Annotated in this window: 14 protein-coding genes and 1 tRNA gene; 12 read left to right on the top strand and 3 right to left on the bottom strand. The window is 56.4% G+C overall.

What is annotated here, in order from left to right; genetic code table 11:
* Positions 1–51: 51 nt before the first annotated feature.
* The 10 genes from VDP81_RS01045 (at position 52) to VDP81_RS01000 (ending at position 10,350) form a co-directional block, all read left to right on the top strand.
* Positions 52–1,833 carry an ABC transporter ATP-binding protein/permease gene (locus VDP81_RS01045; protein WP_323011298.1) on the top strand — a complete coding sequence of 594 codons (1,782 nt, stop codon included), beginning with the start codon at positions 52–54 and terminating at the stop codon, positions 1,831–1,833.
* Positions 1,834–1,905: 72 nt separating this feature from the next.
* Positions 1,906–2,394, top strand: coding sequence for an SUF system Fe-S cluster assembly regulator (locus VDP81_RS01040; protein WP_322994837.1), 489 nt, complete (start codon positions 1,906–1,908; stop codon positions 2,392–2,394).
* Positions 2,391–3,839, top strand: a complete 1,449-nt coding sequence (sufB, locus tag VDP81_RS01035; RefSeq protein ID WP_322994838.1) for a Fe-S cluster assembly protein SufB — start codon at positions 2,391–2,393, stop codon at positions 3,837–3,839. The genes VDP81_RS01040 and sufB overlap by 4 nt, the downstream gene beginning before the upstream one ends.
* A gap of 12 nt (positions 3,840–3,851) precedes the next feature.
* On the top strand, positions 3,852–4,673 hold the full coding sequence (gene sufC / locus VDP81_RS01030) for a Fe-S cluster assembly ATPase SufC (RefSeq protein ID WP_323011297.1): 822 nt from the start codon (positions 3,852–3,854) through the stop codon (positions 4,671–4,673).
* Positions 4,670–5,977, top strand: coding sequence for a Fe-S cluster assembly protein SufD (gene sufD, locus VDP81_RS01025; protein ID WP_323011296.1), 1,308 nt, complete (start codon positions 4,670–4,672; stop codon positions 5,975–5,977). The genes sufC and sufD overlap by 4 nt, the downstream gene beginning before the upstream one ends.
* Before the next feature lie 62 nt (positions 5,978–6,039).
* On the top strand, positions 6,040–7,263 hold the full coding sequence (locus tag VDP81_RS01020) for a cysteine desulfurase (RefSeq protein ID WP_323012375.1): 1,224 nt from the start codon (positions 6,040–6,042) through the stop codon (positions 7,261–7,263).
* Between the two features lie 3 nt (positions 7,264–7,266).
* Positions 7,267–7,719, top strand: coding sequence for a Fe-S cluster assembly sulfur transfer protein SufU (gene sufU / locus VDP81_RS01015; protein ID WP_323011295.1), 453 nt, complete (start codon positions 7,267–7,269; stop codon positions 7,717–7,719).
* Positions 7,720–7,739: 20 nt separating this feature from the next.
* A complete protein-coding gene (sufT, locus tag VDP81_RS01010; RefSeq protein WP_416233236.1) occupies positions 7,740–8,300 on the top strand; it encodes a putative Fe-S cluster assembly protein SufT in 561 nt (186 codons plus the stop codon).
* 93 nt (positions 8,301–8,393) lie between these two features.
* Positions 8,394–10,220 carry a GGDEF domain-containing protein gene (locus VDP81_RS01005; protein ID WP_323011294.1) on the top strand — a complete coding sequence of 609 codons (1,827 nt, stop codon included), beginning with the start codon at positions 8,394–8,396 and terminating at the stop codon, positions 10,218–10,220.
* A gap of 53 nt (positions 10,221–10,273) precedes the next feature.
* A tRNA-Pro gene (locus tag VDP81_RS01000) sits at positions 10,274–10,350 on the top strand.
* Between the two features lie 206 nt (positions 10,351–10,556).
* On the opposite strand, the gene VDP81_RS00995 is transcribed toward VDP81_RS01000, so the two are convergent.
* A complete protein-coding gene (locus VDP81_RS00995) occupies positions 10,557–11,552 on the bottom strand; it encodes a hypothetical protein (RefSeq protein WP_323011293.1) in 996 nt (331 codons plus the stop codon).
* Between the two features lie 253 nt (positions 11,553–11,805).
* On the opposite strand from VDP81_RS00995, the gene VDP81_RS00990 reads away from it, so the two are divergent.
* Together VDP81_RS00990 and VDP81_RS00985 are read left to right on the top strand one after the other, a co-directional pair.
* Complete coding sequence (locus VDP81_RS00990) at positions 11,806–12,063, top strand: AlpA family transcriptional regulator (protein ID WP_323011292.1); 258 nt, start codon at positions 11,806–11,808, stop codon at positions 12,061–12,063.
* A gap of 359 nt (positions 12,064–12,422) precedes the next feature.
* Positions 12,423–12,950, top strand: coding sequence for a hypothetical protein (locus VDP81_RS00985; RefSeq protein ID WP_323011291.1), 528 nt, complete (start codon positions 12,423–12,425; stop codon positions 12,948–12,950).
* Positions 12,951–13,014: 64 nt separating this feature from the next.
* Here the strand turns inward: VDP81_RS00985 and VDP81_RS00980 are convergent, their stop codons facing one another.
* Positions 13,015–13,494 carry a hypothetical protein gene (locus VDP81_RS00980; protein WP_323011290.1) on the bottom strand — a complete coding sequence of 160 codons (480 nt, stop codon included), beginning with the start codon at positions 13,492–13,494 and terminating at the stop codon, positions 13,015–13,017.
* A 106-nt stretch (positions 13,495–13,600) separates the two neighbouring features.
* Positions 13,601–14,257, bottom strand: a complete 657-nt coding sequence (locus VDP81_RS00975) for a hypothetical protein (protein WP_323011289.1) — start codon at positions 14,255–14,257, stop codon at positions 13,601–13,603.
* Between the last annotated feature and the right edge of the window lies 1 nt (position 14,258).

Below are 14,258 nucleotides of genomic sequence, written 5' to 3'. Positions count from 1 at the left end.
ATCCCGATCTGCTGATCGGCAGCTTGTCACCTCATTTATCAGAACCTTTCCATGCGTCTTACTCATACTGGTCCAGCCCCTGCTCGTCGTGACGACTGGCAGACCCTGAAAAACTTGTGGCCCTATATCTGGGCCTACCGGGGCAGGGTGTTGTTGGCATTCGCTTGCCTGGTGATCGCCAAGATTGCCAATGTGCTCACGCCTGTCTATCTGAAGGACCTGGTCGATGGGCTGGGTGTGCCGGTTGCCGTGTTGGCGGTTCCCGTGGCGGCTTTGGTGGGGTATGGCCTGGCGCGTCTGACCACCGGGATATTTGGCGAGTTGCGCGACGCCTTGTTTGCCCGAGTGACGCAGGGGGCTATCCAGCAGGTCGCCAGCCAGCTGTTCCAGCACTTGCTGGCGCTATCGCTGCGATTCCACATGGGGCGCCGTACCGGCGGCCTGAGTCGCGACATCGAGCGGGGCACCAAGGGCATAGGCTTTTTATTGAACTTCACTGTGTTCAATGTTTTGCCCACCTTGCTGGAAATCGCCATGGTGACCGGCATATTGCTGTGGCGCTATGACTGGGTGTTTGCCGGCCTGACCCTGGGCACAATCGTGGCCTACGTCTTGTTCACCTTGCTGGTCACGGAAAGGCGCATGGTGTATCGCCGCACCATGAATACCCTGGACAGCCAGGCCAATGGCAAGGCGGTCGATGCCTTGTTGAATTACGAAACCGTCAAGTATTTCGGCAACGAATCCTACGAAAGCCAGCGCTACGATCATGATATGCGCAGTTGGGTGGATTCGGCCGTGCGCAACCAAGTCTCGCTGAATCTGCTGAACATGGGCCAGGGCCTGATCATCACGGTGGGCATGACGGCCTTGTTGTGGCAGTCGGCTCGAGGCGTGACGCAAGGCGTTATGACCGTGGGCGATGTGGTGCTGGTGTCGGCGTACCTGACCCAGCTGTATGCGCCGCTGAATTTCCTGGGCTTTGTCTATCGCGAAATCAAGCACGCCCTGGCCGACATGGAACGCATGTTTGATCTGATGGCCAACCACCAAGAGATCGCTGACCGTCCGGATGCCTTGGCCTTGCAGGCCAAGACGGCCAGTTTAAGCTTCGAGGCCGTCGATTTTTCCTATCAGGCCGACCGGCAGATTCTGCATCGGGTGAGCTTTACCGTGCCGGCAGGCGGCTCGTTGGCTGTCGTGGGGGCATCCGGGGCGGGGAAGTCCACCTTATCGCGCCTGTTGTTCCGATTTTACGACCCCACGGGTGGGGCGGTGCGGGTCAATGGCAGGGACATTCGCGACTATACCCAGGACAGCCTGCGGGCCCATATCGGTATCGTGCCCCAGGATACGGTGCTGTTCAATGACACGATAGGTTACAATATTGCCTATGGTCGCCCGGCTGCCACACAGGAAGAAATCCAGGCTGCCGCCCGCGCAGCGCATATCCATGATTTCGTGACCTCCTTGCCGCAAGGCTATGACACCCCGGTCGGAGAGCGCGGCCTGAAGCTGTCTGGCGGCGAGAAACAAAGGGTCGCCATTGCTCGGGCACTCCTGAAGTCTCCGCCCATCATGGTTTTCGACGAGGCCACCAGCGCCCTGGATACGCGGACCGAGCGCGCAATCCAGGAGCAGCTGGACCGTATTGCCCAAGGGCGTACGACCCTGATCATTGCCCATCGACTGTCCACGATCGTGCAGGCGGATCATATTTTGGTGCTGGATGCCGGACGGGTGGTAGAGCAGGGCACACATGCGGACCTGTTGGCGCTGGGCAACCGTTATGCACACATGTGGCAGTTGCAGCAATCCGGAGAGGATAAATAGGTATTAGGGTTTGACCTATACCGTACCAAAGCAGTACTATTTAAGTATTGAAATTCTATCCTGGAACAGCCGATGCTGCGGATCAGCAAAATCGTCGATTATGGAATCCTGGTGCTGACGCACATGGCAGGCCGTCCGGCGCATATTTGCAGTGCAGCAGAACTCGCCGTCGCGCTGGGCCTGGGTCAGCCTGTCGTCAGCAAGGTCCTGAAACTCCTGGCGCAGCATCAGCTTGTGACCAGCATACGCGGCGCCCGTGGGGGCTACCGCCTGGGGCGCGACGCTGATCAGATCAATGTGGCAGAAATCATCGATGCCCTGGAAGACCAACCGTTTGGCCTGACCGAATGCACCGCAATTCCTGGTGTCTGCAGCGTCGAGGGCGCCTGCCATATTCGCTCCCACTGGCAGCGCATCAACCTGATCGTACGCCATACGCTTGAATCCGTTTCGCTGGCCAATATGGTCGACGAGGCCATTCCTATACCGGTTTCAGCAGCATCTGTGGCAGGTGCCCGCCAGACCATCAAAAATATCCCGAACTGGAGTCTGTCCAAATGAGTACTATCAACGACAAGCTCGATTCCTTCCTTGATCGCGACTATGAGGCTGGTTTTGTCACCGAGATCGAGTCCGAGACCTTTGCCAAAGGCCTGGACGAGGACGTGATCCGCCGCTTGTCCGCCATTAAGCGCGAGCCCGATTTCATGTTGCAATGGCGCCTGAAGGCGTATCGCGAATGGTTGAAGATGCCGCGCCCCAAATGGGCCAAGGTCCATTTTCCCGAGCCGGATTTTCAGGATATCAGCTACTTTTCGGCACCAAAATCCAAAAAAGATGGTCCTAAAAGCCTGGACGAGGTCGATCCCGAGCTGCTGAGAACCTACGAAAAACTTGGCGTGCCGCTGCACGAACGCGCCAGATTGGCCGGGGTGGCGGTGGATGCCGTGTTTGACTCAGTGTCGGTGGCCACGACCTTCCGCAAGCAGCTGGCCGACATCGGCGTCATCTTCTGTTCGTTTTCCGAGGCCGTGCGTTCGCACCCGGACCTGGTCCAGAAATACATGGGCACCGTGGTGCCGGTGGGCGACAACTTCTATTCCGCCCTGAATTCCGCCGTGTTTTCGGATGGATCTTTTGTGTATATCCCCAAGGGCGTCAAATGCCCGATGGAGCTATCCACTTATTTTCGGATCAATAGCGCCGATACCGGCCAATTCGAGCGCACCCTGATCATTGCCGACGAAGGCGCCATCGTCAGCTACCTCGAAGGCTGTACGGCACCCATGCGCGACGAAAATCAGCTGCATGCCGCCGTGGTTGAACTGGTTGCCCTGGAAGACGCCAGCATCAAATACTCCACCGTGCAGAACTGGTATCCCGGTGATGAAAACGGCCTGGGGGGGATTTACAACTTCGTCACCAAACGCGGGGATGCCCGGGGGGCGCGGTCGCATATCTCCTGGACCCAGGTAGAAACCGGTTCGGCCATCACCTGGAAATACCCCAGTGTAATTCTGCGCGGCGACGATTCCACCGGCGAATTCTATTCCGTGGCGCTGTCCAATCATTATCAGCAGGCCGACACCGGCACCAAGATGATCCACATGGGGCGCAATACCCGCAGCACCATTATTTCAAAGGGTATTTCGGCGGGCCACGGCAGCAATACCTTCCGCAGCCTGGTGCGCATGACGCCCAAGGCCGAAAACGCGCGCAATTACACCCAGTGCGACTCGCTGCTGATCGGCAAGGAATGCGCCGCACATACCTTTCCCACCATCGAGGTCCAGCATCCCAGCGCCAGCGTCGAACACGAGGCCACGGCCTCGCGCATCGCCGAGGACCAACTGTTTTATGCAATGCAGCGCGGCATATCGGCCGAAGATGCTGTGTCGATGATCGTCAACGGCTTCTGCAAAGAAGTTTTCAAAGAATTGCCGATGGAATTTGCGGTCGAAGCACAGAATCTGCTTGGCCTGAGTCTCGAAGGCAGCGTCGGTTAAGGAGCCCATATCATGCTGAAAATCAACAATCTGCACGCCTCGATCGAGGACAACGAAATTCTGCGCGGCCTCAGCCTCGACATCAAGCCTGGCGAAGTTCATGCCATCATGGGCCCCAACGGCGCGGGCAAAAGCACCTTGTCCCAGGTATTGACGGGCCGTGAAGACTACAAGGTCACCGAAGGCACGGTTGAATTCGAGGGCCAGAACCTGCTGGATCTGCCGGTCGAAGAACGCGCCCGGGCCGGGGTGTTCCTGGCTTTCCAATACCCCATCGAAATCCCGGGGGTGTCCAATGCCTACTTCATGCGGGCGGCGGTCAATGCAGCGCGCCGCCATCGCGGCCTGCCCGAACTCGATGCCATGGATTTCGTCAAAAAGGCCAAGGCCGAGATGAAGCTGGTCGGCATGCGCGACGAATTCCTGTACCGCTCCGTCAACGAAGGCTTTTCCGGCGGTGAGAAAAAGCGCAATGAAATCTTGCAGATGGCCCTGCTCGAACCCAAGCTCGCCATCCTGGATGAGACTGATTCCGGCCTGGACATCGATGCCCTGAAGACCGTGTCCGATGGCGTCAACCGCCTGCGTTCACCGGATCGCTCCATGATTGTCATTACGCACTACCAGCGCCTGCTGGACTATATCGTGCCGGATTACGTGCACGTGCTGGCACATGGCAAGATCGTGCGCTCCGGTGGCCGCGAACTGGCCCTGGAACTCGAAGCCAAGGGCTACGGCTGGATCGAGGGTGTCAATCTGGCGGCCAGCAAACGTCCTGCCAAGCCCACTGATAAAACCAAGAAAATTGGTGTTAAGCCAGGGGTCCGGGCATGAGTACAAACCTGCAGGCCTGGGCCGACGTGTTCGGTCAGCGCGCAGCCACTCTGCCTGGGGCTGAACTGCCCTGGTTGGCGGATTTGCGCCGCGATGCCCTGGATCGTTTCATCAGTCTTGGCTGGCCCACTCCCAAAATCGATGCCTGGCGGCATACCTCGCTTTCGCCGTTGGCCGCCGCCAGTTTTTTCGATGGTGATGCGCAACCCGTCGCGGATCAGCTTGCCGCCCTGAAGGCCAGCGAACCCGGCCATTGGCTGGTGTTTGTCGATGGGGCTTATGATGCGGCGCTCTCGGATGTTGGCAGCTTGCCGACCGGGGTGTCTGTGCAGGCGCTATCGCAGGCCTGGGCCGATCACGCCGAGGCCATCCAGGCCGCGTATGGCCAAGCGGATGACGGCCACAGCACCAGTGCGCTGAATCTGGCTCTGGCCAGCGACGGTGCCTGGGTGCGGGTGGGGCGCGGAGTTGCGCTGGAACACGCCATTCATATCGTGTGCGTGGCCGCTTCGCCGCAGGCCGCGCATTTCTTGCGCCACCTGATTCAGGCTGAAGCCGGTGCCCAGGCCACGGTGGTCGAACACTACCTGGGGGTGGCGCATGCCACCAATTTCCATCATGCCGCCACTCGGCTGTCGCTGGCCCAGGATGCCCGCATCACACACCTGAAGTTACAGCAGGAATCCGATCAGGCCTGGCATCTGGGCGAGATCGATGCCGTACAGTCGCGTGGTTCTTACTTCGCCTCGCACTCGGTCTCGTTGGGCGCGCGTCTGGCGCGGCACGACATCACCACGCACTTTGCCGACGAGCGCTGCGAAACCCTGTTCAATGGCCTGTATTATGTGGACCAGCGTCGCCATGTCGATCATCACACTTTGATCGATCACAACAAGCCCCGCTGCGTCAGCCACGAAAACTATCGCGGCATTTTGGCCGATACCTCGCATGGGGTGTTCAGTGGCCGCATTCTGGTGGCGCCTGGTGCCGACGGCACTGACGCCATACAGCGCAACGACAGCCTGCTGCTGTCGCGTCTGGCCAAATCCGACTCCCGGCCCGAACTCGAAATCTACGCCGATGACGTCAAGTGCGCCCATGGGTCCACCGTGGGTCAGATCGACGCCGACAGCCTGTTTTATTTACGCACCCGGGGCCTGGATGAGGCCCATGCGCGTGACATTCTGACCTACGCCTTTGCGGCGGCCAGTGTGGCCCGCATCGATTCCGCGCCTTTGCGCCAGCGGGTTGAAAACGCCATTCGTGGCCTGCTGCCCGGCGGCATGGCACTGGAGGCCGCATGAATGCGCCCGTGACTTCTCTGGAAAGCCTGGGCCTGACTGCCACGGTGGATGCCGCGGGCACCATGCGGGCGGCCGACGGGCACGCCCTGGCCGATGATTTCCCGATTCTGGCCCGCCCGGTGCGCAAACGCCGTCTGGCCTACCTGGACAATGGCGCCACCACCCAGAAGCCCCGCGCCGTCATCCAGGCGCTGGAACAGTTCTACGAGCAGTCCAATGCCAACATCCATCGTGGGGTGCATTGGCTGTCGCAGCACGCTACCGATCTATACGAGCAGTCCCGCCAGCAGGTATCCGACCTGCTGAATGCGGCTAGTGCCCAGGAAATCATCTTTACCCGGGGGACCACCGAGGCCATTAATCTGGTCGCCCAGACCTGGGGCCTACGGCTGCAGGCAGGTGATGAGATTCTCGTCACCGGCATGGAACATCACTCCAATATCGTCCCCTGGCAACTGCTGTGTGCCCGTACAGGGGCAGTCTTGCGCCACGCCCGCATTACCGACACAGGCGAGCTCGATCTGGCCGACTTCAAGGCCCAGCTCAATGCGCGGACCCGCCTGGTCGGGCTTGCGCACGTGTCCAATGCCTTGGGGACCGTCAATCCCGTGGCGGACCTAGTCCGTCTGGCTCACGAGGCCGGCGCTCTGGTGCTGGTCGATGGAGCCCAGGCCGTGGCCCACGCCACAGTGGATGTCCAGGCCCTGAATTGTGATTTCTACGCTTTTTCCGGGCATAAGCTCTATGGCCCGACCGGGATAGGTGCCTTGTATGTCCGCGCGGGCATCTTGGCAGACCTGCCCCCCTGGCAGGGTGGGGGCGACATGATCCGCACCGTCAGCTTCGAGGGCAGCACCTGGGCAGAAGGCCCGCAGCGCTTCGAGGCCGGCACCCCCAATATTGCGGGCTCCGTGGCCTTGGGGGCGGCAATCGCGTATGTGCGCGGTATCGGCCTGGATGCAATTGCGGCCCACGAGCATGCCTTGCTGGCCGAAGCCACCGAGGCCATGCTGGCGATCCCAGGGGTGCGCTTGATCGGCACCGCCACCCATAAGGCAGGCATTCTGTCCTTTTTGGTCGATGGCGTCCATCCGCACGACCTGGGCACCATTCTGGATACCGAAGGCGTGGCGATTCGGGCGGGCCATCACTGCGCCATGCCGCTGATGTCGCACTTTGGCATCCCGGGCACGGCTCGGGCATCTTTTGCGCTGTATAACGACCTGCGCGACGTCGAAGCCCTGGTGGCCGGCGTGCGTAAGGCCCAGAAACTGTTTGGGGTGTAAGGCATGATGGACGCCGACGATGGCCTGCGTGATCTATACCAGGAAGTCATTTTCGATCACAACCGCAGCCCACGTAATTTTCATGCGCTGGACGATGCCACGCATCGTGCCGATGGCCACAATCCCTTGTGTGGGGATCAGCTGACTGTCTATGCACGAATGCAGGACGGCGTGGTCGAGGAGGTCAGTTTCATTGGCCATGGCTGTGCAATTTCCAAGGCATCGGCCTCCTTGATGACTGAAGCCGTGCGCGGCATGAAAATCGACGAAGTGGATGCCTTGTTTAAAAACATCCATGCGATGCTGACCGAAGCCCATCCAGATTGCGATCTGGGCAAGCTCGAAGTCTTGTCCGGGGTGCGGGAATTTCCGTCCCGGGTGAAATGCGCCACCCTGGCCTGGCATACCCTGCACAACGCGATTACGCAAGCGCAGGATATAGCCATTACTGAATAATGCGATGAACCAGAGGTAAGATCATGAGTTTCAATCGTCAGGAAGTGATCGTCAACCGGGATTGCCCGGCGGTCACCGTGCCCTACGGCTCGCCTGTCACCATCGAGGCTGGCTGCGAGGCCGTCATCACCCAGCAGTTGGGGGGCACCTACACCGTCATGGTCGAGGGCAACCTTTACCGCATTGAAGGCGTGGACGGCGATGCCCTGGGCTTTGAACCCGCCGAGGACATCAAGCACATACACGACGGTCCGATCACCCAGGAATCTGTCGAAGAGGCCGCCTGGACCATGTTGTCCACTTGCTACGATCCCGAAATCCCCGTCGATATCGTCAATCTGGGCCTGGTCTATGAATGCTCGGTGTTGCCTGCCAGCACCGAGGGTCGTTTTCGCATCGAAATGAAGATGACCCTGACTGCCGCCGGCTGCGGCATGGGCACGATGATTGCGGACGAAGCGCGAAATAAACTGCTGAATATCGAAGGCGTGGACGAAGCCGCCGTGGATCTGGTCTGGGATCCGCCCTGGAGCCGCGAGATGATCAGCGAGCCCGCCCGACTGCAGTTGGGGCTGCTTTAGTCATATTGTCATATTCATCGTGGCAGGCACCTGTTTTAATAGAGTCCCTGCCCGATAGGGCGTGCCTATTCAATTTTTCGGTTTGATTTCTTGATGTCGTCTATATCGGATATGGCGTCGGTTGTGTGTCCGACGCCCGAAATTCTTGCTTGTTCTGACCCGACTGACGATCCAGCCTGGATTCAGTCCTACCCTCTGGATGCGGTATTTCAACCGATAGTCTGGTTGCGTGAAGGCTCTGTGCTGGGCCACGAGGGCCTGATCCGAGGGGTGCCCGACACCCCCTGGCATACGCCGGATGTCTTGTTCGCCCTGGCGCGGGCCCAGGGGCAGGGGATTGCACTAGAACACCGCTGCTGTCGCACGATTATTCAGCGGTTCGCTGCGCTGGATTTGCCAGGGCGGCTGTTTGTCAATATCAGCCCAGCCGCCTTGCTGGCGACGCCTGAGGCAGGCTTGGATTTTGTCGCATTACTGGCCGAATCCGGGCTGGATGCCCATTGTCTGGTGATCGAAATCACCGAGCAGGCCTTGGCATGCAATAGTGCCGATTTGATTCCGTTGATTACCCAGCTACAGGCATCGGGTGTGCATTTTGCCATTGACGACCTGGGAGCCGGATATTCCAACCTGACCCGTTGGCTGGATCTGCGGCCCAAATACATCAAGACGGATAAGTCCTTTGTGGTCGGCATTCAGGATGATTTGCTGCGCCAGCAGATTCTGCGCTCGATCTCTGATATTGCGGCAGTCGCCGGGGCGATTGTCGTGGCCGAAGGTATCGAGACTATCGATGAATTGGCCTGCGTGTGCGACCAGGGCATTGCCTGCGCCCAGGGGTATTACATTCAGCGGCCCCAGGCCCAGCCCAGCCGCAGCAGTTGGCCGGAACTCTCCCGGCAGCTTTCCAGCCGACGACTGGATGCCTTGCGGTGCTGTTCCGATCCCAGCCTGCCACAGGGGGACGCCCAGGGCTGGGCTTTGCAACTGCTGCGCCGGGTCGATAGCGTCACCTCGCAGGTCTCCAGCGAGGCCGTCTTCAGCCTATTTTTGGCCCAACCGGATCTCTATACCATTCCTGTGGTCGAGCACGACAAGCCCATCGGTGTGCTGAAGCGCAGTAGCTTGATCGAGCGCTTTTCCCTGCCGTTCCAGCGCGAACTCTACGGCACCAGCCCGTGTCGCCTGTTCATGGACAGCAAGCCCTTGATCGTAGACATGCACACGCCCTTGCTGACGCTCAGCCGCTGGTTGGCCGAGGCCGAGGGCCATGCGCTGGCCACTGATTTCATCATTACCGGCCGGGGGCGCTACCTGGGGGTGGGCTCCAGCCAGGACCTGTTGCAGGCTCTGAATCGCCTGCAGCTGCGGGCAGCGCGCCACGCCAACCCGTTGACGCAATTGCCGGGCAATGTTCCCATCGACCGCCAGATCCAGCGCTACCTGGCCAGCAATCTGTCTTTTGCCGTCTGCCACGCCGATCTGGATCACTTCAAACCCTTTAACGACGCGTTTGGCTACCGTCTGGGCGATGACGTGATCCGGCTGCTCAGTCGGGTATTGTCGCATCACGTGGACGATCAGCATGATTTCCTGGGGCATATCGGCGGCGATGACTTTATCGTCTTGTTTCGCAGCGGCAACTGGCAAGTGCGCAGTCAACACATGCTGGATGAATTCGACCGGGGCATGACCCAGCTGATGGTCGAGGCAGGCAAGGGCGACGTCAGCCTCTATGCGACAGAAGACCGCCAAGGGCGGCCGCGCCGCTTCGGCTTGCCCACCCTGTCCCTGGGCATCGTGCCGGTGGATCCGGGGGCATATCAGTCGCGCCACCAGATCGCCCAGGCGGCCAGCGAGGCGAAATCCCAGGCTAAAAAGCAGCCGGGTTCGACCCTGTTTATCGATCGACGTAATTAGCGGATGGCGAGGCCTGCAAGCAAGCAATATTTTGTGCTAGAATCTCTTTCTTTCGGGGCGTAGCGCAGCCTGGTAGCGCACTTGCATGGGGTGCAAGGGGTCGCGAGTTCGAATCCCGCCGTCCCGACCAGAAATACAGCAGTAAAAATAAGGGCTTACACGCTTCGGCATGTAAGCCCTTATTTTTTGTTGTAGGGGGTGGTTCATTTTTGCCCCATGTTTTGCCCCATGGAATATCTTTACTAGGTACGGGTCGATCACCATAGCCCGTGTGGAGCATCCTATCCTCGCATGGTGACTGTGCAGGCGACCGGGAAAGCAGAAGTAAAGGATGGGTTAGAAAGCGGCAGCCTGCTGTTTTGGTCTATCAGAAACTGGTAAGGGGGGCTGCTGTTCTTCGTGCTCCTGGGTTGGCATGCCATTCTTTCTTGCATACTGAATCAAGCGCTCTACAACCTGTGTCCTTGTTAATTTGGACTTTTGTGCCAATCGGTCCAGTGACCGCTTTGTAGCCTTGTCTAGGGCGAGGTTGGTTTGTTCTTTTCCTTCCCTGTTCTTCTTGGCCTTATGGGCGTTGAACGCTTTCTTGATGGCCTGAATTATGGCCGTTTTCTCTCCAGTCGTTCCTGAAAAATTGTCTAGACAGATCTGCACGTCTTCCAGGGATGAAAATTTCGCCTGGAGCGGTTCCACTAATCGTCGGTGATGATCGTTTAACCAGAGATATGCAACTTCGCACTTGAGCCGCTTTTCTTGACCTTTGTCGAACCAGCGATAGTCTGCGTCTTGCTTCAAGTACGACCGCCAGCTTTTTTCCAGCCCGATAAGCGTCCTGTGCTTGGTGGTCTGTGTGGTATCCCAAAAATCCACAAGCCCCATGAATGCCTTTGTTGCAGGGATGCCGTGGGGTAATAGTTTTGAGATCGGCTTTAGGTCAGGGTTGTTATTGAGGAACTGGGTGCATAACCAAATTGCACACCGCTGACTTCCGATCCAGCCAAAATTTTGCTGGGGGAGGAATGAAGTGCGGAACGGTATGTTTAGTTCTCTAGCCAGCCCTCGATCACGAATGATCGCAGCTAGAGCAAAGGCTGGGAACGGTGGGCCGAAGTTGTTGCTTCTGAATACTGTCTCCTCTAACTCATCCAACAACTCAATTCCTTTTCTGTGTTTCTGCGGATTTGGTTGAGCTCGTTGGGCATCATGACATGCCTCTTCGATCTTGTAGCGTGTTTTCAGCCAAACCCAGAAGTTTTCTCGATCGTTGAATACTCTGCCTTGACTGCTATTTAGCAGTGTGTCAGCTAGAGGGTCTGTTCTGGTGATGGCCATGATGTCCTCTTTCTAATATTTATAATCAGATACAATTTTTTCAAACTATGTTGAAACTATAAAAAAACTATGATGAAACTAGCATTTAATTTTATCTTTTACCATAGGTAGATCATGGATACTCCTCGCGTTTCATCTGGGTTTATTTATTGTCATGGGAATTTTTCTGGACAGTCGTAGTGTGAGAGTGACGGTAGTCGGTTTTGAGGGGGGGCTTTGGATAGGTCTGGTTCTTGGGAGGGCATAAAGTTTTATGCCCGCTCCCCATGCTCTGGACCAACCAGACAGGAGCATCACCATGCAAGCCGCCGTACGCCTCATCCGACTCATCGACGTTACCCAGGCCATAGGCCTGCGCCGATCCACGATCTACAAGTACATTGCTGAGGGCCAGTTCCCCAAGCCCGTCCCTCTAGGAGGCAACAGGGTGGCTTGGGTGGAGCAGGAGGTCCAAGACTGGATCATGGAGCGCATTGAAGCGCGTGATGCAGCCTTGACCGCAGCACTCTGAGGCCATGGGAGGGACAACCCCTCCCATGGCCTTCTATGCCGTCTGATTGGTGTGTGGAGGTTGGATGCTTTGTTACATAACTACCCATCCAGAAAACTTCTCAAAGGCAAGTGATCTTTCGGGAGTGGCTGGTTAAGACGCAAGGGCGCGTCTATGTCGGAGGGGGAGAGGCAGTGTGCTTCTTATGCAATAGAGAAAATCTATCAAAGAAAAATTAAAAATAAACTAAAGACATTGATCTCCTGAACCCACAATACAGGAGGTCAGTCATGGGGAAGCGCAATCAATGGAGTGGTCAGTGCCAGCCAGAGCGAACCAGCAACGCAGCCATCAGAGAAATGAGAGCCAGGGCGAGGCTCTTGAGCATCGAAAAACGGCTGTTTGAGCAGTCCAGCCGCTATCTGGTCCTGTTCCTAACATTGCGTTATGACGACGCATACCGTGATGACGTCACGTTGCGGACCATCCAGCGACATCGAGACATTTTCATGCGCCGGATAGATGGGGCACAAGACGGGGTGTTAGGCAAAATTCAGGCGTGCATCTGGAAGCTGGAAGAGGGGCAAGAAGCTGGGCTGCATCTGCATTGCTTGCTCTTTTTTTCCGGCAGACATCGTGCTGATACCTACTACGCAGAGCGAATTGGGGACTACTGGGTGGACATTGTCACACGGGGATGGGGGGACTACTGGAATAGTAATACGGACAAGCAGAAGGCCAAGCACGAGCGTAGATATGGGAGCTGCCTTGGTCAAGTGGATGCAGCCGATGAGGGCAAAAGGTCCATTCTGCGGCGGTTTGCTAGTGAGTATCTGACCAAACAAACCCAGGTTCCAACTGATCGCGGGGATCGCGATAGGACATGGGGTGTTCGGTTTTTCTCCTGATTGGCTTTATCAGGTCGTCCACCTGCTGGCGGTACAGGGCAATCGGCGGTTTTTTTTGCAGAAGTTATTGCTTTGCAGAACCACGATTCCGCTTAAAGATGAGCCACAGAAGTAAAAGTGCAATAAATCCGTACAGCCCCCATACCCGCATGATAAACCACCCAGCACCATCCTCACCGAGCGCGAGGTCAATCAGCTTTCCACCGACAAAGGAATAGGCTGCATAAATTCCTCCCCATTTGGCCAGGAACATAAAAAGGGCCTTTCTTCGCGCTGAGTAATGAGCGTCGTCAGTGCTGTTCTTTTTCATGATACCCAGGACAGTTGCAACTACGAAACCGCCTATGTTTGCGCTTAAGAGTGTCCCTGCAAACTTTAATTCGCTCATGTCTGGGCCGCTGCCACCATGGAATACAGCCGAGATTGAATACCAGTAATACAGGCTGCCTGCTAATAATGCGGACAGCAGGATGCGGCTGGCTCTGGACATAACGTAGAAAGAGCCTAAAGCAATGATAGTTCCGATAAATCCAATAATTCCCATGATTTTATAAAGTATATTTGCTAATCTGGTTGGATGATATTATCCAGGCCATTTATTATTTAGTGTGGCTTTCAACTATATGGCCTGGGCTCTAATTTATGTAACGTTAGTTGGCAATGCGCCATCCGTTGTCAGTTTTTCTTAGAATGAAAGTCCCTTTGAATTTTGTATAAAAATTATCTTTGAAATCTGTTGCTTCTTTTGGTAGATACCTAAGGGTGAAACCTGCGGCTATCCCTAGTGGGAGGCATTGAACCTCTATGCGCTTGACCATAGCGTCTCTTAGAATTTGCTCCTCGTAGCCTTTTCTGGTGTAAAAATATGGATAGATTTCATTAAAAGCACCTACCTCTGCTTTTAGTTTTTGAAGTTCGGGGTCACTTTCTATCATTTCTGTGATTTGTTCATAATCAAGATTGCGATTCTCCTGCTTGATTTCCTTCTCTCGCTGGATTCTGCGTTCATACTGTGACTGCATTTTTTGAATTTCTTTGATGTGTCCGGGAAGGTCGGAGGCTATTTTTTTGTTTTCTTTAATTGGTTTTAATTCGACAGTAAACTCAGTTTCAATGCCATATATTTTGTCACTTTTTGTATCTGGTATGCCATTTATTTTTGTGGCTTTGCTAATTGATAGAGAGGGGCAACCTTTTAAAAGCTCAATGCTTAGGGCTTCTTTGATGTCTCCATCTGAAGGGCTGCTTGAGCAAGCGGATAGGAATGCGACAGCGGCTAGGATAAGCGGATAGCGAATGGCTTTCATA

It is taken from the genome of Castellaniella sp., assembly GCF_034675845.1.
Lineage (GTDB): Bacteria > Pseudomonadota > Gammaproteobacteria > Burkholderiales > Burkholderiaceae_B > Castellaniella.
Note: the sequence above shows the minus strand (reverse complement) of the source record. Positions and strands in the feature narration are given on the sequence as shown.